Source organism: Thioalkalivibrio sp. ALE19 (assembly GCF_000428605.1).
Lineage (GTDB): Bacteria > Pseudomonadota > Gammaproteobacteria > Ectothiorhodospirales > Ectothiorhodospiraceae > Thioalkalivibrio.
Map to the genome: position 1 here is coordinate 149398 of NZ_AUAG01000002.1, position 20752 is coordinate 170149.

20 protein-coding genes are annotated in these 20752 nt (G+C 67.2%); 6 read left to right on the top strand and 14 right to left on the bottom strand.

What is annotated here, in order from left to right:
- The first annotated feature begins 6 nt into the window (after nucleotides 1-6).
- Nucleotides 7-210, top strand: coding sequence for a hypothetical protein (locus F787_RS0101905; RefSeq protein WP_026300836.1), 204 nt, complete (start codon nucleotides 7-9; stop codon nucleotides 208-210).
- 61 nt (nucleotides 211-271) lie between these two features.
- Here the strand turns inward: F787_RS0101905 and F787_RS0101910 are convergent, their stop codons facing one another.
- The 7 genes from F787_RS0101910 to F787_RS0101940 form a co-directional block, all read right to left on the bottom strand.
- A complete protein-coding gene (locus tag F787_RS0101910; protein ID WP_028491154.1) occupies nucleotides 272-2347 on the bottom strand; it encodes a DUF1631 family protein in 2076 nt (691 codons plus the stop codon).
- A gap of 31 nt (nucleotides 2348-2378) precedes the next feature.
- Nucleotides 2379-2708 (bottom strand): non-heme iron oxygenase ferredoxin subunit, encoded by a 330-nt coding sequence (locus F787_RS0101915; RefSeq protein WP_018870764.1) that lies wholly within the window; start codon nucleotides 2706-2708, stop codon nucleotides 2379-2381.
- A 36-nt stretch (nucleotides 2709-2744) separates the two neighbouring features.
- Nucleotides 2745-3074, bottom strand: a complete 330-nt coding sequence (locus tag F787_RS0101920; RefSeq protein ID WP_018870763.1) for a hypothetical protein — start codon at nucleotides 3072-3074, stop codon at nucleotides 2745-2747.
- Nucleotides 3075-3181: 107 nt separating this feature from the next.
- Complete coding sequence (locus F787_RS0101925) at nucleotides 3182-3892, bottom strand: sensor histidine kinase KdpD (RefSeq protein ID WP_028491155.1); 711 nt, start codon at nucleotides 3890-3892, stop codon at nucleotides 3182-3184.
- A complete protein-coding gene (locus F787_RS0101930; RefSeq protein WP_028491156.1) occupies nucleotides 3889-5157 on the bottom strand; it encodes a tetratricopeptide repeat-containing response regulator in 1269 nt (422 codons plus the stop codon). The genes F787_RS0101925 and F787_RS0101930 overlap by 4 nt, the downstream gene beginning before the upstream one ends.
- Nucleotides 5158-5541: 384 nt before the next feature.
- On the bottom strand, nucleotides 5542-7068 hold the full coding sequence (locus F787_RS0101935) for a BCCT family transporter (RefSeq protein ID WP_028491157.1): 1527 nt from the start codon (nucleotides 7066-7068) through the stop codon (nucleotides 5542-5544).
- Between the two features lie 51 nt (nucleotides 7069-7119).
- On the bottom strand, nucleotides 7120-7782 hold the full coding sequence (locus F787_RS0101940) for a TVP38/TMEM64 family protein (protein WP_028491158.1): 663 nt from the start codon (nucleotides 7780-7782) through the stop codon (nucleotides 7120-7122).
- 67 nt (nucleotides 7783-7849) lie between these two features.
- Here F787_RS0101940 and F787_RS0101945 point away from each other — a divergent pair, with 67 nt between their 5' ends.
- The 4 genes from F787_RS0101945 (at nucleotide 7850) to F787_RS0101960 (ending at nucleotide 12756) form a co-directional block, all read left to right on the top strand.
- Nucleotides 7850-8329 (top strand): DUF302 domain-containing protein, encoded by a 480-nt coding sequence (locus F787_RS0101945; RefSeq protein WP_028491159.1) that lies wholly within the window; start codon nucleotides 7850-7852, stop codon nucleotides 8327-8329.
- A gap of 129 nt (nucleotides 8330-8458) precedes the next feature.
- On the top strand, nucleotides 8459-9664 hold the full coding sequence (gene trpB / locus F787_RS0101950; protein ID WP_028491160.1) for a tryptophan synthase subunit beta: 1206 nt from the start codon (nucleotides 8459-8461) through the stop codon (nucleotides 9662-9664).
- Between the two features lie 93 nt (nucleotides 9665-9757).
- A complete protein-coding gene (locus F787_RS0101955; protein WP_028491161.1) occupies nucleotides 9758-11392 on the top strand; it encodes a BCCT family transporter in 1635 nt (544 codons plus the stop codon).
- Nucleotides 11393-11532: 140 nt separating this feature from the next.
- Nucleotides 11533-12756: a bifunctional alpha/beta hydrolase/OsmC family protein gene (locus F787_RS0101960; RefSeq protein ID WP_019591308.1), complete on the top strand. Its 1224-nt coding sequence runs from the start codon at nucleotides 11533-11535 to the stop codon at nucleotides 12754-12756.
- On the opposite strand, the gene F787_RS0101965 is transcribed toward F787_RS0101960, so the two are convergent.
- Both F787_RS0101965 and F787_RS0101970 read right to left on the bottom strand, forming a co-directional pair.
- Nucleotides 12731-13036 carry a hypothetical protein gene (locus tag F787_RS0101965; protein ID WP_019590289.1) on the bottom strand — a complete coding sequence of 102 codons (306 nt, stop codon included), beginning with the start codon at nucleotides 13034-13036 and terminating at the stop codon, nucleotides 12731-12733. The genes F787_RS0101960 and F787_RS0101965 overlap by 26 nt on opposite strands.
- A 53-nt stretch (nucleotides 13037-13089) precedes the next feature.
- Complete coding sequence (locus F787_RS0101970) at nucleotides 13090-13926, bottom strand: alpha/beta hydrolase (RefSeq protein ID WP_019021945.1); 837 nt, start codon at nucleotides 13924-13926, stop codon at nucleotides 13090-13092.
- Between the two features lie 86 nt (nucleotides 13927-14012).
- Here F787_RS0101970 and F787_RS0101975 point away from each other — a divergent pair, with 86 nt between their 5' ends.
- Nucleotides 14013-16268 (top strand): bifunctional (p)ppGpp synthetase/guanosine-3',5'-bis(diphosphate) 3'-pyrophosphohydrolase, encoded by a 2256-nt coding sequence (locus tag F787_RS0101975; protein ID WP_028491162.1) that lies wholly within the window; start codon nucleotides 14013-14015, stop codon nucleotides 16266-16268.
- Here the strand turns inward: F787_RS0101975 and F787_RS0101980 are convergent.
- From F787_RS0101980 to F787_RS0102000, 5 genes are all read right to left on the bottom strand, one after another.
- Nucleotides 16207-16530: a flagellar protein FliT gene (locus tag F787_RS0101980; protein ID WP_028491163.1), complete on the bottom strand. Its 324-nt coding sequence runs from the start codon at nucleotides 16528-16530 to the stop codon at nucleotides 16207-16209. The two genes, F787_RS0101975 and F787_RS0101980, sit on opposite strands and share 62 nt — an antisense overlap.
- Nucleotides 16531-16535: 5 nt before the next feature.
- Entirely contained in the window at nucleotides 16536-16958 is a 423-nt protein-coding gene (fliS, locus tag F787_RS0101985; RefSeq protein ID WP_028491164.1) for a flagellar export chaperone FliS, read from the bottom strand.
- A 33-nt stretch (nucleotides 16959-16991) separates the two neighbouring features.
- On the bottom strand, nucleotides 16992-18323 hold the full coding sequence (gene fliD / locus F787_RS0101990) for a flagellar filament capping protein FliD (RefSeq protein ID WP_028491165.1): 1332 nt from the start codon (nucleotides 18321-18323) through the stop codon (nucleotides 16992-16994).
- A 283-nt stretch (nucleotides 18324-18606) separates the two neighbouring features.
- Nucleotides 18607-19062 carry a flagellar protein FlaG gene (locus F787_RS17090; RefSeq protein WP_231373384.1) on the bottom strand — a complete coding sequence of 152 codons (456 nt, stop codon included), beginning with the start codon at nucleotides 19060-19062 and terminating at the stop codon, nucleotides 18607-18609.
- 71 nt (nucleotides 19063-19133) lie between these two features.
- Nucleotides 19134-20369, bottom strand: coding sequence for a flagellin (locus F787_RS0102000; RefSeq protein WP_028491167.1), 1236 nt, complete (start codon nucleotides 20367-20369; stop codon nucleotides 19134-19136).
- Nucleotides 20370-20752 lie beyond the last annotated feature (383 nt).

Consider the following 20752-nt stretch of genomic DNA (forward strand, 5'->3'; position numbering starts at 1 on the left):
ATGATCATGAATCTGGTCAAGGCCGAAAACGGCGAAATCGTTATCCGCATGCCCGTCGCCGAAGCCTCGGATGCGCTGTACACCCTGCGCAACCGGGCCGACGAGCTGGACGACTGCGAGGACCTGACCGAGGCCCTCGAAGCCGCCGGCGTACCCATGCCCGAAGAGGAAGACCACCGGCGCTACGAATACATGCCGCCGGTCGACTGACCCGCCGGTTACCCGGTTGTGCCGTGCGGGGCCGCCCCGCACGGCCGGTTTTACGACCCCTTCATCGGATCATTGCGTCCAGCGGGTTATCCTGCGGCAGGATCCGCATCCGGCCCTCGCGCAGCTCCTGTGCCACACCCTGCAGGCTGTGCCGTCGCGCACTCACCCCGTCAAGCGACACGAACAGGAACCGCCGCGTGGCCTCCCCCCGCCATACCAGCGCCATGCGCCGCGCCTCACCGGTGGTGCGGTCGACCATCTCGTACCAGTCTCCCACCCGGGCGCGACTGGCCTCGAACACCCAGGCATCGTCCAGATCGGTGACCAGTTCGGGATCGTCGTCCTCGTAGCGCAGATGCCGCCGATGGCGGATCCGCTCTTGCGGGTCGAACGCCTCGGCGTCCGCCGTGGCCCGCATGCGCGCAAGATGCGCCCGGCCCAGCTGCTCGACGACCCGGCGCAGCCTTTCCGCCTCGACACCGGCCTGCTCGCCCGCCGCCTTGAGCTCTGCCACCCGCGGCTGGATCTCCGCCGGCGTCGCTCCGCGACAGATCGCTTCCACCACGCCGCGGATCGCCCGGCTCACCTCCTCGTCCTCGCCGCCGTCCGCCGCCAGCAGGTCTTCCCAGGCCGCCTCCACGGAATCCGCCGCCGTTTGCGGCAGGGAGGCCCCGGTCTCCAGCACGCAGACGGTCAGCGAACGCCGTGCGCGCGCCGCGCGTTCCTCGGCCTCGAAGGTCTCCGTGCGCGACTCCTGGCGCCGGTGCCAGCGCGCGTCTTCCTCCTCGATCGCGGCCAGCCAGTCCTCCAGCAGCGCGCGCGCACCCTCCCGGTCCATGCTGTCCGCCTCGTGACGCAGGCGCTCGACCGAGTCGCGGATGCGTTGCAGATAGGCGTTCACGCCTTCTTCGCCACCGTCTCCTTCGGCATCGTCCGCCTCCGGACTCACACGGATCCCGGTGTTGATCACGCTGCCGATCCACAGCCGCAGCGGATGGGAGCGATCCCGGAAGAACGACAGATCACGGATCACGACCCGCGCCAGCGCGAACTGCATGTCGGCGATTTCGGCCCGCACGCGCGGATTGAAACCGACCTGGCGGAAGATGTGGTCGAACATCCCCTGCAGCAGGTCGAGAATGAACGGCGTCAGATCTTCCTGACTGCGGGCCTGCTCCGCCGCGGCCGGGGCATTCCCGGAAGCGTCCCCCGCACCGGCATCCCCGTCCGGTCCGGCACCTGCGGGCGCACCCCCCGCTCCGGACGAGCGCGGGCCACTGCCGGTGGCCCGGGCCAGCTCCGCGGCCCAGCGGGCCCAGGCCTCGGGGGCATCCTCCGCTGACGGCATCTCCGGCCCGCCCCGGGCGGACAGCGGACCGAGATCGGCGTCCGGCGGCCGCACTTCGGAACGGCTCGCAGCGGCAGCCGGATAGGCCTGCCAGCTTGCCGAGCTTTCCCGCTCGCGCGCGCCGCCAGCCGCGGTGCCGGCTTCGGGCTCCTCGGTCACCAGGCCGCAGGCATCCACCGTTTCCACCACAAACGCCATCATCGGCGCACCGGAATCGCGCAGACAGCGCAGATAGCCCTGCATCAGGTCGAGAGTCAGCGCGGTGCGCCCGAAATACCGTTCCGCCGCCTCGATCAGTCGCTCGTACCAGTGCAGCGGCGACCACGGCGCCCAGTTGGGATGTTCGAAGCGCCGGTCCTCGCGCGCCGCCTGGACCAGCATGAAATACGAATACCGATTGTTCTCGCGCACCGAGCCCTCGAGCTGGTGGCGCAACGAACGCCGGCTCGACTGGTAGTCATCGAGGATGTGCAGGCCGGAATCTCCGCCCGCAAAGGCGATGCCCGAAAAATCGTAGTGCGGCGGGTACTCGGGATTGCGCAGATCACCCGCCAGGGCGTCGCGGAACTCCTGCAGGATGGGCGTGGCATAGGCCCGCAGCTGCGCTGCCCACTCCAGTGCTTCGCCCTGCTCCTCGCGCCAGGTCGCCCCCTGCTCCCATTGTTCCAGCGTGGTGTTCAGGCAGGCTTCAAGATGATCGACCACCCGCGGGACGATGCCGGCCGCCAGCTCCTCGCGCTGAGTCGCCGACAGCCCCGCGAGGCCCTGCCAGTCGCCATCGGCGGTCATCGCCGCACCCGGGGCGCGCGATCGGACCGGTTCAAGCGTCGCCGCCGATCGGCTGACTGCCGACCTGGATCATCCCGTCCTGCACCCGCACCGGAAATGTCGGAATGGGGTCCTCGGCCGGCGGCGTGAGTGCCTCGCCGGTGTGCAGGTCGAATTCCGCGTCGTGCAGCGGGCAGGTGATGCAGTCGTCGTCGATCGTGCCGCCCGCGATGGGGAATTCTTCGTGCGAACAGAGGTTCTCGAGGGCAAAGTAGCGGCCATCCACGTTGAACACCGCCACTTCGGTATCTCCGGCCTCGAGCAGCCGGTGGTCTCCGGGTTCAATCGAGCCTTCCGGCCCCACGTCGATCCATTCGCTCATGTGCGTCGTCCGCTCGTTGGTCAGTGGATGGCGTTGTCAGTGGCTGGCGTTGGCGGCGGCCGTCGCCTCCGCATTCACTTCGAGCGAACGGCCACTCTCGGGATCATACGAAAACCGGCCGACCAGGCGCACTTCCTCGCCCACGCGGTCGGCGACCGCCGCATCCGGCGAAATCGCAACACGGTTGCGCGGATGATCCTCGATCCAGTAATGCCGCGGATCATCGAAGGACTGGACGCGACCGGTCACCTCCACCATCTCGCCGTCAAACTCCGCTGCGGAGCTGCTCAGCTGATCCAGGGTCACCGGTGCCGTGGTCTCCCCGCCGCAGGCCACCAGCACCAGCCCCAGCAGCGCCCCGGCCAACGCCGGACCGGCATGACGAATCCATCCTGCTTGCATTGATTCTCTCGATTTGGCAGTCAAACAACAGGTTACCCGGCGCCCCGCAAAGGCGCCCGAAACCGCCGCCGCTACAGGGTTTCGGACGGCGGCAGCGCCGGCAGTCTCAGGGTAAAGCGCCCCCCGCCGAGATCCGAATCATTCGACAGCCGGACCGAGCCCGGCGCCCCGTCCGGTGCCGTGTGCAGCTCGGCGATCATCGCGCAGAAATACAGGCCCAGTCCGGTCCGCCCGGCGCCGCGCTCCAGCATCGCCTGATCCTCGGTGGTTCGCGAACCCAGCATGGGCTCCGGGAACCCGGGACCGTCGTCTTCCACCTGCAGCCACAGCTCGCCATCGCGCACCGCGGCCGACAGACGGATGCGAGCGTTGCAGTAACGCACGGTGTTGGTCACCACGTTCTCCAGCACCGCCGTCACCAGTTCCCGATCGAGCACCCATTCCAGGTCCTCGTCGCAGTCGATTTCGGCCGTCACCCCGCTGTGATCCATCAGCGGCTTGCTGGACGCCCAGTAGTCCTCCAGCAGTTCGATCACCAGCAGCGGGCGAAAACGCGGGGTGTAGAGCCCCTGCTGGTTGCGGTACAGCGTGAGCATCTGTACCAGGCTGTCGTGCACGCGATGGGCCTCGTACTGCAGTCGCGCGATGGTCTGCTCGTCGCAGTTGCACTCGCCGGTCTCCGGGTCCCGCAGCGCCTCCAGCGAATTCATCGCCATCCCCAGCGAGTTCTTCATGTCGTGGATGGAAATGGCAATGACGGTACCGAAATCGATGCTCTTCATGTCTCCCCCGGGCCGCCGTTCGATGTCCGCAGGCTCCGCGCGCGTTCGCCCTCACCTGCCTGCTCCAGCAGGTCCGGCAGCACCTCGCGCAGCGCCGGCGGCGGTGATCCGGCTGCCATGGCCGCATCCAGCTGGCCGAGCAACCCCGCGCGATCCACCGCCACACCGGCCAGCAGCAGGCGCAGACGCGTCACCACGACCCACCAGTGCACTTCCGGATGACCGCGGTAATCACTCTCCAGGCTCTGCAGTTTGGTCCGCGCCTCGCGGGTCGCCCCGCGCGCGATCAATGCCTCCAGTTGATACGCCATGTCACCCGGATGCGGTATCTGCATCTGGGTCGCCAGGGCCATCGCATGGCGCCAGGCCCGTGCGGCGCGCTCGTATTCCCCCTGCGCCAGGGCCAGCCGCCCCAGCGCCCGCTGCCGCGCCAGCGACTTGGGCGAGCGTTCCGCCGCCGCGACCAGCACGTCCAGCGCCTCGCGCTCGCGGCCGGTGCGTTCCAGCACGAACGCCAGCCGATCATGCGCCGGCATGTAATACGGCGTCGCCGCAATGGCCGCTCGATACGCCTCCTCGGCAGCCGCAAGGTCCCCCTCGGCTTCGGCCACCTCGCCCAGACGCACCTGGGCCCAGGGCGGCGTGGTCTCGCCCGTCACCGCACGGGCGGCCTCGGCCGCCACGCCCGGCTCGCCCTCGGCCAGGGCCAGATCGCTGCGCAGGCGCTGCAGGTCGGCGGCACGCCCCTCCCCGGCTTCCAGCATGCGTTCGGCCTCGGCCCGCGCCTGTGCGAACTCGCCACGACGCCAGTACGGATCCAGCGCGCGCAGCGGATCCCGCCGCCGCAGGGCGCGCTGCAGCCGCACCACCAGCAGTTCGCGGTTGAAGGGCTTGGACAGGTAGGCATCGGGGCCGCTCTCCAGCGCCCCCATGACCATCTCGTTGCTGTTCTCGGCGGTGACCATCACGAACACCGTGGCCGGCCCGACCCAGCCCTGTTCACGGGCCCGGTCCAGTACCTGCTGGCCGTCCGGCCCGTCGCCCAGGTTGTAGTCGCACAGCACGATGTCGTAGCGACGCCGTTCCAGCTTGTCCAGCGCATCCACGCCATCGCGCGCGAGATCGATGTCCTCGAAGCCGGAGGTCAGCAGCATCTCGCGCAGGGTCGCCCGCATGTTGGCGAAATCGTCCACCACCAGCACCGCCAGGCGCGACAGCGGGCGCCCGGCAGAGCCGGCACGGGAAGGGGGAGCGGCGGTCGACATGCGCGCAGTGTGGCGCAGCCGACCGCCGAAACCAAGGGAAACACTGATCAATGTACACGCTCGCGTTGGCACCCCGGGTTTTCCGAGACAAGGCGCGGTACGCAGCCGGTAGTGGTTCTACCGGCAAGGGCCGCAACGCAGGATCGGGGAACCCGGGGTGCCAACCCCCACAAGTTATTAAATGCAGGGGCTCGGCCGCCCGTTGTTGATCAAAAACGGGCGCGCGCACGGCGTTGCGGCTCCCTTGTGCAGAATGACTGCACGGCGGTCGCCGCGCCTTGTTCGCACGCAAAAGCGACTCGAGCGCGAGCGTGTACATTGATCAGTGTTTCCCAAGACCCGGAACAGGGACTTGTCCCGTACCCGCCGACGCATCAGGCCGCGTCAGTACGGGGCGGCCGTCTCGCCCTGCAGTGCCCGGGTCAGGTTCACGCAGGCGAACAGCAGGATGATCGCCACCGGCAGTCCCGCGGTGATCGCCCCGGTCTGCAGCCCGTCCAGGGCCATCTCGCCGCCCACGATCAGCAGGGTCGCCGCCACCGCGCCCTCGGTGATGCCCCAGATCACCCGCTGACGCTTGGGCGAGCGCGTGCTCCCGCGCGAGACCAGCGCGTCGATCACGTGGGTCCCGGACCCCGACGAGGTGATGAAATAGGTCGCGATCAGGATGGTCGCCAGCCCCGAGGCCAGATGGAACAGCGGCAGCTGCTCCAGCGTGGCGTACAGCGCAATGGTCGTGTCCTCGGCCACCGCCGCCGCGATCCCCGCGCCGTCTCCGAACAGCTCGAAATGCAGCGCCGTGCCGCCGAACACCGCCAGCCACACGAACACGAAAAGGGACGGCAGCAGCAGCACGCCGGCAATGAACTCGCGGATGGTGCGCCCGCGCGAGACCCGCGCGATGAAGATCCCGACGAACGGCGACCAGGCGATCCACCAGGCCCAGTAGAAGATGGTCCAGCTCTTCTGCCACTCGGCCTCCTGCATCGCGCCTGCGGTCAGACTCAGCTGCACGATGTGGTTGAGATACTCACCGATGGAGTCGAGGAAGAAGCGGATGATGAACAGCGTCGGGCCGGCGAGCAGCACGAACAGCAGCAGTGCCGTGGCCAGCCACAGGTTGGCCAGGCTCATCCATTTCAGCCCGCGGTCCAGCCCGGAGATCACGGCCATCACCGCGACGAAGGTGATCGCCCCGATGATCCCCACCTGGAACCAGCCGGACACCGGCATGCCGAACAGCACGTTGAGGCCGGTGTTCAGCTGCATCGCGCCGAAGCCCAGCGAGGTCGCCAGCCCGAACAGCGTGCCGAACACCGCGAGGATGTCGATCACGTGCCCGATCGGCCCGTAGATCCGGTCCCCCAGCATTGGATAGAAGATCGAGCGGATCGTCAGCGGCAGGCCCTTGCGGAACGAGAAATACGCCACCGACAGGCCCAGCACCACGTACACCGCCCAGGCATGCAGGCCCCAGTGAAAGAAGGTGAAGGCCATCGCTTCGCCGGCCGCTTCCTGGGTCTCGCCTTCGCCGAACGGCGGGTTCTGGTAGTGCAGCATCGGCTCGGCCACGCTCCAGAAGATCAGGCCGATCCCCATCCCCGCGCCGAACAGCAGCGAGAACCAGGCCATGAAGCTGAACTCCGGGCGGTCCTCGGTATTCCCGAGGCGAATCCGCCCGTACGGACTGAGCGCCAGCCAGACCAGAAAGGCAAGGAAGACGGTCACCGCCAGGATGTAGATCCAGCCCAGATACTCGGTGATGAACCCGTGGATCGCGGCAAAGGTCAGCGAGGCCGTCTCGGTGAAGATGACCCCGAACAGCACGAAGGTCAGCACCACGATGGATGACGCGGTGAACACCACCGGATTCACGGTGGCGAAGAACGCATGCGATCGTCCGAATATCATTCGTTCTCTCTCAGGTTTGTGCGTAGATCCGCTGGCCGCGCAGCCGTGCCGTCAGGCCCCGCCCGAGCGACGGTAATGCTGCCGCAGCCAGCCCCCGACCGCCAGCAGCAGCGCCAGCACGCCCAGCGGCACCAGGGTCCAGGGCTGCAGTGCGTCGCCGTCCTCAATGGCCTCCGCCGCCCCGTAAAGCACGCTGGAATACACACCCCATTTCACGCACAGCCCCAGGGTCGTGGCCAGCACGAAGGTCGCGCGGGGCAGGCCCAGCATGCCCCCGGCATAATTGATGACGGAATGCGGGAACCCCGGGAAGGTACGCATCGCCATCAGATTCAGGAAGTCGCCGTGCCGACGCAGGGCCTCCACCAGCCAGGGATGGTGCCGCAGCGGGCCGCGATCCGCACCCAGACGACCCGCGAGCAAGTACCCGCCCAGCGCGCCCGCGACACTGCCGGTCACCAGCAACGGGACCGCGATCCATGGCGCCACGAACGGCGCAATCAGCCACACCACCAGACTGCCCGGCAGCGCGAAGGTGAACAGGATCGCCATCAGCACCACCAGCCCCGCGAGCCGCCAGGGATCGCCGGTAAGCCGGCGCCCCGTCTCCAGGATCCATTCCGGATCACCGACGCCGATGCCCAGCCCGATCCCGAGCACTACCAGCCCGCCCAGCAACAGCGGACCGGCATGCTCTTTCAGGGAACTCGCCATGGTCTTTTCAGGCCCGACGGGCGTATCGTGGGAATGCTGACGACAAAAACAGCGAGGAGAGAGAGCAATGCAGAACCGTTTCCTGTTGGGGGCCATCATCGGCCTGATCGCCGGTATCGTCCTGGCCTTTGCCTATGCGTACAACGCCGCGCCCGGACTGATGATCGTCGAGGACGAAAGCCAGTATGGCTACGCCGAGACCATCGAGCGCATCGAGACCGCGGCCGAAGCCGAAGGCTGGGCGGTCCCGACCAAGCACGACCTGAGCGGCACCGTGGGCGAACATGGATACGACGTCGCCCCGGTGACGGTCCTCGAACTGTGCCAGCCGGATCACGCCGGGAACCTCCTGAGCGAGGAAGACAACTATCTGGTGACCTCCATGATGCCCTGCCGCGTCTCGGTCTACGAACGCGCTGACGGTACCGTCATCGTATCGCGCATGAACACCAGTCTGGTGGCGCGGGTGTTCGGCGGCAGCATCGCCGAGATCATGGCCGAAGCCACCGAGGACAACGAACGCATCCTCGAAAGCGTGCTGCAGTAAACCGGCCCCGGCGCCCGGCCCGGCCGGGCGCCCTCCCCGCCCGCTTGTCCGCACGAGCGGCAACCACGATGATAGGCCCTCTCACGGAGATCCACGGCGGCCCGCGCCGCCCCCGGCCACGAGACTGCCATGTCGTACCTCAAGGACTTTCCGAATGCCGAAGGCTATTTCGGTGATTTTGGCGGCGCCTTCCTGCCACCGGAACTCGAATCCCATTTCGCCGAGATCGAGCGCGCCTGGCGTCAGCTGGCGCTGTCGGCGGACTTCCTGCAGGAACTTCGCTACATCCGCCGGCATTACCAGGGCCGCCCCACCCCGGTCTACTACGCGCGCAACCTCAGCCGCGAGGCCGGCGCGCATATCTACCTCAAGCGCGAGGACCTCAACCACTCCGGGGCGCACAAGCTCAATCACTGCATGGGCGAGGCCCTGCTCGCGCGGCACATGGGCAAGAAAAAGCTGATCGCGGAGACCGGTGCCGGCCAGCACGGCGTCGCCCTGGCCACCGCGGCGGCCTGCTTCGGCATGGAATGCGAGATCCACATGGGCGAGATCGACATCGAAAAGGAAGCGCCCAACGTCACCCGCATGAAGCTGATGGGGGCCAGAGTCGTCCCGGTGTCCTTCGGCGGGCGCAGCCTCAAGGAAGCGGTGGACTCCGCGTTCCAGTCCTATCTCTCGCAGGCCGACGACGCCCTGTTCGCGATCGGCTCGGTGGTCGGCCCGCACCCGTTCCCGATGATGGTGCGCAACTTCCAGTCGGTGGTGGGGATCGAGGCGCGCGAGCAGTACCAGGAACTGACCGACGGCCAGCTGCCGGAGCAGGTGGTCGCCTGCGTGGGGGGCGGGTCCAACGCGATGGGCATGTTCGCCGGGTTCATCGAGGATCCCGAGGTGCAGCTCAACGGTGTGGAGCCACTGGGTCGCGGCAGCGAACCCGGGCAGCACTCCGCCACCATGACCTTCGGCAAGCCTGGGATGCTGCACGGATTCAAGTGCATGCTGCTGAGCGACGACGAGGGCAACCCGGCCCCGGTGCATTCGATCGCCTCCGGACTGGACTACCCCGGCGTCGGCCCCGAACACTCGTATCTGAAGACCACCGGGCGGGCCGCCTACCACGCGGTGGATGACGATTCGGCCCTGGACGCCTTCTACCGCCTGTCGCGCACCGAGGGGATCATCCCCGCGCTGGAAAGCGCCCATGCGGTGGCCTGGGCGGTGCAGCACGGGCAGGCCCACCCCGGCAGCACCGTGCTGGTCAATCTCTCCGGCCGTGGCGACAAGGACATCGACTACGTGGCCCGTACCTTTGGCCACGGCGACTCCGCCTGAAACACGAACGGACCCCCAAAACGCCATACGGATTGAGGTTTAAGGTGCGGCCGTGCAATCATCCCGAGGTCACCAAACAAGGGAGGTAGCGGGGTGAACGACCAAGACGATCTGCAAAAACAAAAAGAAGAGCTGGAAAAGGCCTACGACACCGATCACGAGATCGGTGAGCAGAACATCAATCCCCTCGGACTGGACCTGCACAACCCGGTTTTCGTGGTCAGCGCCGGCCTGATCCTGCTGTTCGTGATCGGGGCCCTGCTGTTTCCCGACCAGGCCAATGACAGTCTGGGTGCCACCCAGACGTGGATTCAGGAGACCTTCGACTGGCTGTTCCTCTCGGCCGGCAACCTGTTTGTCCTCTTCGCCCTCGCCCTGATCCTCCTGCCGATCGGGCGCATCCGTATCGGCGGCCAGGACGCCAAACCCGACTTCGGGCTGCTGTCCTGGTTCTCCATGCTGTTCGCCGCGGGCATGGGTATCGGCCTGATGTTCTGGGCCGTGGCGGAACCGGTGGGCTACTTCACCGAATGGTTCGGCACCCCGCTGGGGATCGAAGGCGGCACCGAGGCCTCCAAGCAAGCCGCGCTGGGCGCCACCATGTATCACTGGGGCCTGCATCCCTGGGCGGTCTACGCCATCGTCGGCCTGGCACTGGCCTTCTTCGCCTACAACAAGGGGCTGCCGCTGACCATCCGTTCGGCGTTCTACCCGATTCTGGGCGAGCGCGTCTGGGGCCCGTTCGGCCACGTGATCGACACCCTGGCGGTGCTCGCCACGCTGTTCGGTCTCGCCACCTCGCTGGGTCTGGGGGCGCAGCAGGCGGCCTCCGGCCTGGACTTCCTGTTCGACGGCATCGACGGCGGACTGGGCACGCAGCTGGCGGTGATCATCGGCATCACCGTGATCGCCCTGCTCTCGGTCATGCGCGGCATCGACGGCGGGGTGAAGGTGCTGAGCAACCTCAACCTGATCGTCGCCGGGCTGCTCATGCTGTTCGTGATGATCTTCGGCGGCTTCATCGCCTTCCTCGCCAACACCGGCACCACGCTCTCGGCCTATGCCCAGTACATCATCCCGCTGAGCAACCCGGTCGGGCGCGAGGACGAGACCTTCTACCACAGCTGGACCATCTTCTTCTGGGCGTGGTGGATCTCCTGGTCGCCGTTCGTCGGCATGTTCATCGCGCGCGTCTCGCGCGGGCGTACGGTGCGCCAGTTCGTCACCGCCGTGCTGATCGTACCCACGCTGGTCACCGTCATCTGGATGAGCGTGTTCGGCGGCACCGGCATCGATCAGGTGCGCGACGGCATCGGCGCGCTGGCCGACGAGGGCATCACCGACTCCTCGCTGGCGCTGTTCCAGATGCTGCAGAACCTGCCGCTGGCCGCGCTCACCTCGTTCCTGGCCGTGGTGCTGGTGCTGGTGTTCTTCGTGACCTCCTCGGACTCCGGTTCGCTGGTCATCGACAGCATCACCTCCGGCGGCAAGACCGACGCCCCGCAGTCGCAGCGCCTGTTCTGGGCCACCGTCGAGGGCCTGATCGCCGCCGTGCTGCTGGCCGTCGGCGGAGCCGCCGCCCTGTCGGCCCTCCAGGCCGGCGCGGTCAGTACGGGTCTGCCGTTCATGATCGTGCTTCTGGTCATGTCGGTCAGCCTGCTGATGGGGCTGTTCCACGAGCTGAAGCTGATCCGGCTGGCCGAAGCCGAAGCAGCCGGCAAGGCGTAGAACCGGCCTGCCCCGCTGCCCGCTCCGTGTCCCGGAGCGGGCCAGGCCACCCGCCGGGAGCGTCTTCCGGCGGGTTTTTTGTTTTCCGGGATCCGGCCGACATCCGGGCCGATCCCGGCACGGATACAGGAGGTCGCTACATGCGCCGAGAACGCGTCGAATTTCCGGGCCACCAGGGCCAGATGCTGGCCGGGCGAATCGACCGCCCCACCGGGCCCGTCCGGGCCTGGGCCCTGTTCGCCCACTGCTTTACCTGTGGCAAGGACAATCGCGCCGCCAACCGGATTGCCCGCGGACTGGCCGAGGCCGGGATCGCGACGCTGAGGTTCGATTTCACCGGACTGGGCGACAGCGAGGGCGACTTCGCCAACAGCGGCTTCTCCTCCAATCTGGAGGACCTGCTGGCCGCGGCCGACTACCTGCGCGGGCGAGAGGCCGCCCCCGCCCTGCTGGTTGGCCACAGCCTGGGCGGCGCGGCGGTACTGGGCGTCGCCGGTCGGATTCCAGAATGCCGCGCGGTCGCCACCATCGCCGCCCCGTTCGAGGCCGACAGCGTGCTGGACCACTTCGGCGAGGCGCTAGAGACCATCGAGACCGAAGGCGAGGCGACGGTGAACCTCGCCGGCCGCCCGTTCCGTATCCGGCGGGAGTTCGTCGAGGACCTGCGCAGCCAGACCCAGGCCGAACGCATCCGCGACCTCGACCGGCCGCTGATGATCCTGCACGCTCCGGGCGACACGGTGGTGTCGGTGGACGCGGCGCGGCGCATCTTCGAGACGGCGCGCCATCCAAAGAGCTTCGTGTCACTGGACGATGCCGACCACACCCTGCTCAATCCGGCCGACGCCGAATACGTGGCCGGACTGGTCGCCGCCTGGGGCACACGCTATATCGGCGAAGAACGAGGGGATTCGGCGGACGCGGATGCGCCCGGCGACGGGACCGCAGTGACGGTCGAGGAGACCGGCGACGGCCAGTACCAGCAGGACGTCCGCATCGGCCCGCATCACTTCCTGGCCGACGAACCGCCGGACGTCGGCGGCGATGGCACCGGCCCGAACCCCTACGAGCTACTGCTGGCGTCGCTGGGGGCCTGCACCAGCATGACCCTGCGCATGTACGCCGCGCACAAGCAGCTGCCGCTGGAACGCGTCCGGGTGCATCTGCAGCACGAGAAACTCAAGGGCGAGAACGGCCCGGTCGACCGCATCACCCGCGAGATCACCATCGAGGGCGACCTGGATGCGAAACAGCGCGAACGCATGCTGCAGATCGCCGATCGCTGTCCGGTACACCGCACCCTGCACGGCGAGGTGCAGGTGGAGACCCGGGAACGGTCTACAGGTACTTCAGACGCGCGCTGAGGCTGTCCACGTCGGAGACGACATCCTGCAGAGTCGTGCCGCCATCGGAGGAACCGACCACCACGCCCCGGCCGGACACCGGAATGATGCTGTCAATCTGGAAGCGACCGGCGGTTCCGCGCAGGAAACATTCCTCGTCGAAGAACAGGGTGTCGCCTTCGGGGCCGATCGTATCCGCCTCGAGGGTTTCGTATCCGATCAGTCCGGGCAGGTCTTCCCGTCCGCCGATCTCGATCGGTTCGATGGACTGTTTTTCGGCATCGATCAGCAGTGCTTTCATGGCTTTCTCCCGTGCAGCAAGTAGTGGTGAATCGTGATGGACCCGGCGCGACCTCAGGGCGTTCCGCCACGCAGCAGGCCGGCCGCGGCGAGGAAATCCTGCAACCCGCGGGTGTAAAGCGACCCGGACCGCAGGAAGCCGTCGTTGTGGCCGCCGCACAGGCCCAGGATCGGCGGGGTGCCCGGGGCCGCCGCCTGCAGGCGGCGCGCATGCTCGAAGGGCACGATCTCGTCCTCGCGCGCATGCACCAGCAGCAGCGGTGCTTCCAGGCGCCGGACATGTTCGAGGACCGGATACGGATGGCGGATCAGCCAGCGTACCGGCAGGAACGGGTAGATCTCCGCCCCCAGATCCGCCGCCGAAGTGAACGCGGACTCCAGGATCACCGCACCGGGTTCGCGCTCCGCCGCCAGGCGCGCCGCCACCGCCGCCCCCAGCGAGCGGCCGAACACCACGATGTCCTCCGTCGCGTAGCCGCGTTCCTCGCGCAGATAGTCCCAGGCGGCCTCGGCGTCGGCGTGCAGCCCCGGCGCATCCGGCCGGCCCGAGGAACGGCCGTAGCCGCGATAATCGATGATCAGCACCGCGAGCCCCACCTCGTGGAACCGCTGCAGCGAATGCAGGCGATGCCCGATGTTGCCCGCATTGCCATGGAAGAACAGCAGCACCGGGGCATCCTCCTCCGGCCCCGGCAGATACCAGCCGTGCAGGCGCACGTCCGCCTCCGGCTCCAGCCACACCTCCTCGAAGTCCAGCCCGGCATCCGCGGGCGTGGAGGTCACGTCGCGCGAGGGCATGTAAATCAGGCGGTCCTGGGTCAGATAGACGGTCGCCACCAGCACGGCGTAACCCGTCGCGAGCAGGATGAGGAACCGGATCACATTGGCCATGCCCATGATCCTGAACATCCCCGTCGCCCTCCGCAACTCGGGTACAATGGGCGCGTCCCATCCCCGCGCCCCACACGGTCCTCGCGATGCGCCATTCCCTGCTGACCAACACTGAACTCCTCGGCCTGGATCGTGACCGGCTGCTCCAGCGTCTGGCCGGCGACACCGCCCCGGACGATGCCCTCGCCTCCGCACTGGACCGCGCGCTGGAGTCGGTGGACGCCGCCGGTCTGGAGGCGCATGCGCTGGATGTCGCCGAGATCCTGCGCCACCTCAACGTCGACCGTCAGACCCTGATCGCCACCCTGCTGGTCCCGGTCTTTCTCGCTGGCCACGCCGACGCAAAGGCCCTGCGCCGGGACTACGGCGAACGCGTCGCGCAGCTCACCGAGAACGTCTCCGCACTGGTCCGCCGCCGCTTCGAGACCCCGGCCGGCCGGCCCGAACAGGCCGAGCGCCTGCGCCGCATGCTGATGGCCATGGTCGACGACGTGCGCGCGGTGCTGATCAAGCTGGCGTTCCGCGTGCAGCACCTGCGCCTGGTGGTCAAGGAACCCGACGCCAGTGCCCGCGCGCTGGCACAGGAGACCCTGGACGTGATCGCCCCGCTGGCCAACCGGCTGGGCGTGGGCCAGCTCAAGTGGGAGATGGAAGATCTCTCGCTGCGCATCCTCGAACCGGAGACCTACCGCGATATCGCGCGCGGGCTGGAGGAGAACCGCACCGAGCGCGAGGAATACGTCGCCCGCTTCACCCGGATGCTGGAAAAGCACCTGGCCGATGCGGGGATCGAGGCCCGGGTGTTCGGCCGGCCCAAGCACATCTACAGCATCTGGAAGAAGATGCAGCGCAAGAACACCTCGCTGTCCGAGCTGTACGACCTGCGCGCCACGCGCGTGATCGTGGACCGGCTGGCGACCTGCTACACCGTGCTGGGCGTGGTGCACAACCACTGGCGCCACCTGCCCGGCGAGTTCGACGACTACATCGCCAACCCCAAGGACAACGGCTACCAGTCCCTGCACACCGCGGTGGTGGGACCGGAGGGCAAAGTCGTGGAAGTGCAGATCCGCACCCGCGAGATGGACGAGTTCGCCGAACTCGGGGTCGCCGCCCACTGGCGCTACAAGGAAGGCGGACGCGAGGATCGCGCCCTGAACCAGGCCATCACCTCGCTGCGCCAGCTACTGGAGAACGACGGCTCCGACCAGAACCTGCTCGACGAGATCCAGAGCGAGCCGCTGCACCAGCGCGTGTTCGTACTGACCCCGCAGGGCGACGTGCTGGACCTCGCCCAGGGCGCCACGCCGCTGGATTTCGCCTACGCCGTGCACACCGAGGTGGGCCACCGCTGCCGCGGCGCCAAGGTCGACGGGCGCATCGTCCCGCTCACCTACCGCCTGCGCTCCGGCGAACGCGTCGAGGTCCTCACCACGCGCGAGGGCGGCCCCAGCCGCGACTGGCTCAACCCCAACCTCGGCTATCTCAACACCTCCCGGGCGCGGGCCAAGGTGCGCACCTGGTTCCGCCAGCAGCATCAGGACGAGCACCTCGCCACCGGCAAGCAGCTGTTCGACCGCGAATGCCAGCGTCTCGGACTGCACGAACGCATCCCCGATCTCGACCGCGACGAACTCGCGCGGCAGATGAAATACCCCGGGTTCGACGAGCTGATGATCGCGCTGGGCGCCGGCGACATCACCACGGGACAGATCGCCGGACGCCTGGCGCAGATGATCCGCGAGCGCCGCGAACGCGACAAGAGCCGCGAGGAGGCGCCCGCCGCGCCGAGCCCCCGTCGCCGCGAGGGCCGCCGCGATGGCGACGCCGCGGATCACAACGCCGAGGACATCCGCATCCGCGGGGTCGGCGGTCTGCTCACCACCCGCGCGCAGTGCTGCGACCCGCAGCCCGGGGACCCGATCATCGGCTTCATCACCCGCGGCGCCGGGGTCTCGGTGCACCGCGACGACTGCCCGAACATCCTGCACCTGCCGGAGGACAAGCGCGCACGCCTGATCCCGGTCAGCTGGGGCGACGAACCCGAGACAGAGATCGTGTCGCTGGAACTGGAGGCGCAGGACCGCCCAGGGCTGTTCGCCGAGGTCGGCGGGGTATTCTCGCAGAGCGGGATCAACCTGCTGCGGGTCAACACGCAGACCGATCCGGAGGATCGCAGCGTGCGCATGGAACTGGAGGCGGAGGTCTCCGACCTGGGCGAACTGAGCGGCCTGTTCGACCGCCTGCATTCACTGGATAACGTGTACGAGGTGCGCCGGGTCAGCCCCGGCGGGTGTTCTGATACGCCCCCACCGCCCGCTGGCCCTGACGCAGGCCCTTGATCTCGCGCGCGGTCTCGGAGCGCCGTTCGGCCAGCCCCGGCACCGTGGCCGCATAGAACTCGGACAACCGCTCCAGCGCCGCGCGCACGTCGGCGTCGACGCCCGGCGGAGGGCGGTCTCCGCTGCTCGCCGTGGCACGCTGGATCAGCGCGCGCGCCTCCTCATCCAGCGCGGGCAGGGATTCCCAGTCCTCGGCATCCCGGGCCGCCTGCAGGCGACCCAGGACATCATCCAGCGCACTCGCCAGCGAACGGGGGTCCAAGACGGTCAGCTGGCGCGGGATGCGGACGCGTTGCGGTATTCCGGCGGGATCTCGTCCCAGCCTGCCTTGATCTCGCGCAGCAGCTTCGACACCTCGTCCAGCCGCTCCGGATCATTGTGCAGGTTGGCCTCGGTCAGGCGGCGCAGCATGTAGGAATACAGCGCGGCCAGGCGCTCGGCCAGCTCCGGATTGTGCTTGTCATCCAGCATCGAGCGCAGCGAGTCGATGATGTCGATCGCCTTGCCGATGCGCTCGCCCTTGTAGGCGATATTTCCCGCCTTCATCGCACCCTTGGCCACCGCGATGCGCTCCAGCGCCCCCTCGAACAGCATCTGCACCAGACGGTGCGGATCCGCGACCTGCACCTCGGACAGCATGCCCGCCTGGCGGTAGGAATCGACGTTCTTTCTCGTGTTCATGCCGTACATGCTCGCCTCCGTTCGGTGACCCCGCAAGGTCTATTAACCCATACTGTTCAGGCCGGCCAGCTGCTGCTGCAGGTAATCCCCTGTCTGCTGCATCTGGGCCACGGCCGTATCCATGCTGGAGAACTGGCGTACCAGGCGGGACTCCAGCCGTTCGATCCGGTCATCCAGCCGTTCACGCTGGTCATCGACCCGCGACTGCTCGTTCTGCAACCCGTCCTGACGGACCTGGAACAAACCCTCGCGCCCGGTGATCCCCTCCAGCGTGTCTTCCACCCCGCCGGCCAGGTCGCGCACCGCCGCGGCGATGTCGTCGAAACCCTCGCGCTCCATCGCATCGTCGAACCGCTGCGTATCGAACTGCAGCGTCCCGTCACGCTGGGTCGTGATGCCGAGATCCGCGAAGGTCTGGTTGTTGATGCCCTCGACCGCGGAACGGTCCACCAGCGCATTGCTCAGACGGCTGCGTGCACTGCGTACGGTGGAATCCCCGGTCAAAACCGACGCTTCGTTTTCTTCCACGTCAAAGCTGGTCAGCTCGTTGACCTCGCCGACCATCGAGTTATACGCCTCGACGAACGACTCCAGCTGATTGCGCAGTTCCCCTCGATCCTCGCTGACGGACACCCGCGTGGAACCCTCGGCTTCCAGGTCGATGGACAGGCCCTCGATGGTGTCCTCCAGCGTGTTGCTCGGGCTGGTGATGGCCATCCCGTTGATCACGGCCTCGGCATCCTGGGCCTGCACCATCTCGGTCTGGTTCTCCAGACGCTGCAGATCCGCATCACCGTCCACGGTCACCGAGATGGTGTTCTCCGTTCCGGTGCGCTCGGCGGTCATCGTCAGGCGCGGACCGTCACCGTCGTTCACGATGGAGGCAGTCACGCCGGCATCCGCGTCATTGATCGCGTTGCGCAGATCACGCAGGGAATCCTCATCCCCCACGTCGATGGTCACCTCGTCTTCTTCATCATCGCCCACCTGGATGGTGAAGGTTCCGGCGCCGACCTTGTCGCTCGACTCCTCGAACAGCCCGGAATCGGAGGCCACCGTCTGCGCCCGGGCCAGCTGGTTGACCTCCAGGTCGAAATCCCCGTTCGGCGCATCGCCGGTGACGAACACACTGGCCACGTCGTCGTTCGTCAGCGACACCGACTGCTCGGGCTCGAACTCGGCCAGACTCGACACGGCCGAACCGATCCCGTCCATGGTGTTGCTGATCTGCCCGTAGGCGGAGATCTCCGCCTCGATGCGTTCCTCGCGCTCGTTCAGCCGGGCCTCGCGCGGCGCACGCTGCGAATTCACCAGATCGCCCACGATCTGATTGAGATCCAGCCCGGAACCGACACCGAGAGAACTGATGGCCATGATCGTTACCTTCCTGCCCGCTGCGCGGGTGTCCCGTCGTTTCTGACCAGGTTAACGGCCCTTCTGCCGAAAACTTGAGCGGATGAATCATTATGGACCCAAGCCTGCCCCCGCGGGTCATCCTCGAATGAGAAGAGTCACTGTAGGAGCGGCTTTAGCCGCGAAAACGACCACCATGTGGCCCCCACATCCACATTCGCGCGCAAGCGCGCTCCTACAAGGACCGGGCCAGCGCAATAACGCCTTCGACGCAGCAAGAACAATGCCGCCAGGCCCGAACCGCTCATGCCTTGTCGACAAATCCCGTGCCGCCAAGATCCCGTTCGTTCTCGAAATGCTCCGCCAGGGCCAGCATCTGTTCCGGCGGGATCTGGCGGATGATCTCGTCGCGGTCACCGTCCATCACCGTAATCACGGTGCGGCCAGTGGAATCGTCGACACTGAATTCCAGCGAGCGCTTGCTGTTCTGCAGATACGCATTGATCGACTCGACCACCGGTCCGAGGTCCTCCGCGGACGGCGATTCGCCCGCATCCCGCCCGGACGAACCGGAAGCGTCCTGCCGCCCCTCGGACAGGCTGCCCGCCGGCGCGGCATCTCCCTTCCGCTCGACCGGCGCGCTGCCGCCCAGCGTGTCCGGGACCCCGGAAGGCGATTGCCCGCTCCCCGATTCCCCCGAAAGCGATGGCTGCGTGTAACTCGCCGATCCGGACAGATTGTTGTTGATCATGTCAGTCATGGAAAGGCCTCCACGGACCCTCCCCGGAGCCAGAACGGACCCCGGGGCGGCCTCATGCCGTATATGTCAGTTTACTGCAGCAGCCCCAGGACATTCTGCGGCACCGCATTGGCCTGCGACAGCACCGAGATGCCGGCCTGCTGCAGGACCTGCGCACGGGTCAGTTCCGCGGTCTCGGCGGCAAAATCCGCGTCCATGATCCGCGACCGCGCATCCGACAGGTTCTCCGCCCCGATCTCGAGGTTGGAGATCGTGCTCTCGAACCGGGTCTGCACCGCACCCAGCTCGGAACGCAGCGAGTTCACCTGGTCCAGCGCGCCGTCCAGGGCGCCGATCGCCTGGGTGGCATTCTCGCGGCTGGTCACGCTGATGTCGGTGAGATTGATCTCCTGACGCTCAGCATCATTTCCGAAAATCGCGGGATCCTCGTCGCCGTCAGTGATCGTACCCCCGGATACCTCCAGGGTATCGGTATCGAAAGCGGCCGTTACCGCCACCGTGGTTTCACCCTGATCGTTCACCCGGATCGAGGCCTCGAGCCCGGCGTCCCGGAATTTGTCGGCATCGTCTTCGCCGCTACTTGCGACCTGGCTGATGGCCGCATTGATGGTACGCACCACGTCATCGAAGGTCTCCGCGCCGCTGATGTCGATTCCTGGGGAATTCTCGTCACCGCCGATCCCCTCAATATCAGCGAACTCCGAAATGCTCGTGCCATCAATGGTGATCTCGATATTGCCGGCAAAGCCCTCCACGTCGGCCGCCTTCACCGCACCATCCCCGGCGACCTCCTGAGCCCCCAGCTGCGTGGTCCGGGAATCGACATTCTGAACGGAGATCATCTGCCCCTGATTCGCACCCACCTGGAAGAACAGATCATCGGCCGATCCGTCCAGAATGTTCTGCCCATTGAACTCGGTGTTGTTCGCGATCCGACCGACCTCGTCCATCAACTGCTGGACCTCATCATTGAGGGCCTGACGGTCCGACGGCGAGTTGGAATCGTTCGCTGCCTGCACGGCCAGCTCGCGCGCCCGCTGCAGCGAATCGCTCACCGTATTCAGCGCCCCCTCCGCGGTCTGCGCCAGCGAAATCCCGTCGTTCGAGTTGCGCACTGCCTGATTGAGGCCGTTGATCTGCGACGTAAAGCGCTCAGAGATCGCGAGCCCGGCGGCGTCGTCCTTCGCGCTGTTGATCCGGAGACCGGACGACAGGCGTTCCAGACTCTGGGCCAGCGCGCTCTGGGAGTTGTTCAGATTGCGCTGGGCATTCAGTGACATCACGTTCGTGTTGATGACCTGAGACATGGCTGTTTCTCCTCGTTCCATGCGGCCCCGAGGCGGGGCCAACAGCCCCGTTACGGGGGCCAACCGCGCGGACAGTAATCCGCTCCTGACTTCGGTAACGGCCGCGCGGCAAGCACCTTTAGCCTCACCGGCAAATTTTTTCCGCCCCGCCCCGGCGCACCATGTCGCGCCGAAACTCCCTCCCCCCGGATTCTGGCCGACCCCGGCGGAAATCTCCTGCCGCCCCCGCCCCCGGCCCCTGTGGGAGCGCGCTCGCGCGCGAAACCCGCACCCGCCCAAACCACCGGCCTTCACGATCTCCCCCACCACAAAAAAGGCCCGCCCCGATCACTCGGGGCGGGCCCTGGGATGGCCCGCGGCACGGGCCCGGAGGAAACCTCCTT

Coding starts and splice junctions, on each gene's coding strand:
- F787_RS0101905 (WP_026300836.1), top strand. CDS start 7: ATGAATCTGGTCAAGGCCGAAAACGGCGAAATCGTTATCCGCATGCCC.
- F787_RS0101910 (WP_028491154.1), bottom strand. CDS start 2,347: ATGACCGCCGATGGCGACTGGCAGGGCCTCGCGGGGCTGTCGGCGACT.
- F787_RS0101915 (WP_018870764.1), bottom strand. CDS start 2,708: ATGAGCGAATGGATCGACGTGGGGCCGGAAGGCTCGATTGAACCCGGA.
- F787_RS0101925 (WP_028491155.1), bottom strand. CDS start 3,892: ATGAAGAGCATCGATTTCGGTACCGTCATTGCCATTTCCATCCACGAC.
- F787_RS0101930 (WP_028491156.1), bottom strand. CDS start 5,157: ATGTCGACCGCCGCTCCCCCTTCCCGTGCCGGCTCTGCCGGGCGCCCG.
- F787_RS0101935 (WP_028491157.1), bottom strand. CDS start 7,068: ATGATATTCGGACGATCGCATGCGTTCTTCGCCACCGTGAATCCGGTG.
- F787_RS0101940 (WP_028491158.1), bottom strand. CDS start 7,782: ATGGCGAGTTCCCTGAAAGAGCATGCCGGTCCGCTGTTGCTGGGCGGG.
- F787_RS0101945 (WP_028491159.1), top strand. CDS start 7,850: ATGCAGAACCGTTTCCTGTTGGGGGCCATCATCGGCCTGATCGCCGGT.
- trpB (WP_028491160.1), top strand. CDS start 8,459: ATGTCGTACCTCAAGGACTTTCCGAATGCCGAAGGCTATTTCGGTGAT.
- F787_RS0101960 (WP_019591308.1), top strand. CDS start 11,533: ATGCGCCGAGAACGCGTCGAATTTCCGGGCCACCAGGGCCAGATGCTG.
- F787_RS0101965 (WP_019590289.1), bottom strand. CDS start 13,036: ATGAAAGCACTGCTGATCGATGCCGAAAAACAGTCCATCGAACCGATC.
- F787_RS0101970 (WP_019021945.1), bottom strand. CDS start 13,926: ATGGCCAATGTGATCCGGTTCCTCATCCTGCTCGCGACGGGTTACGCC.
- F787_RS0101975 (WP_028491162.1), top strand. CDS start 14,013: ATGCGCCATTCCCTGCTGACCAACACTGAACTCCTCGGCCTGGATCGT.
- fliS (WP_028491164.1), bottom strand. CDS start 16,958: ATGTACGGCATGAACACGAGAAAGAACGTCGATTCCTACCGCCAGGCG.
- fliD (WP_028491165.1), bottom strand. CDS start 18,323: ATGGCCATCAGTTCTCTCGGTGTCGGTTCCGGGCTGGATCTCAATCAG.
- F787_RS17090 (WP_231373384.1), bottom strand. CDS start 19,062: ATGACTGACATGATCAACAACAATCTGTCCGGATCGGCGAGTTACACG.
- F787_RS0102000 (WP_028491167.1), bottom strand. CDS start 20,369: ATGTCTCAGGTCATCAACACGAACGTGATGTCACTGAATGCCCAGCGC.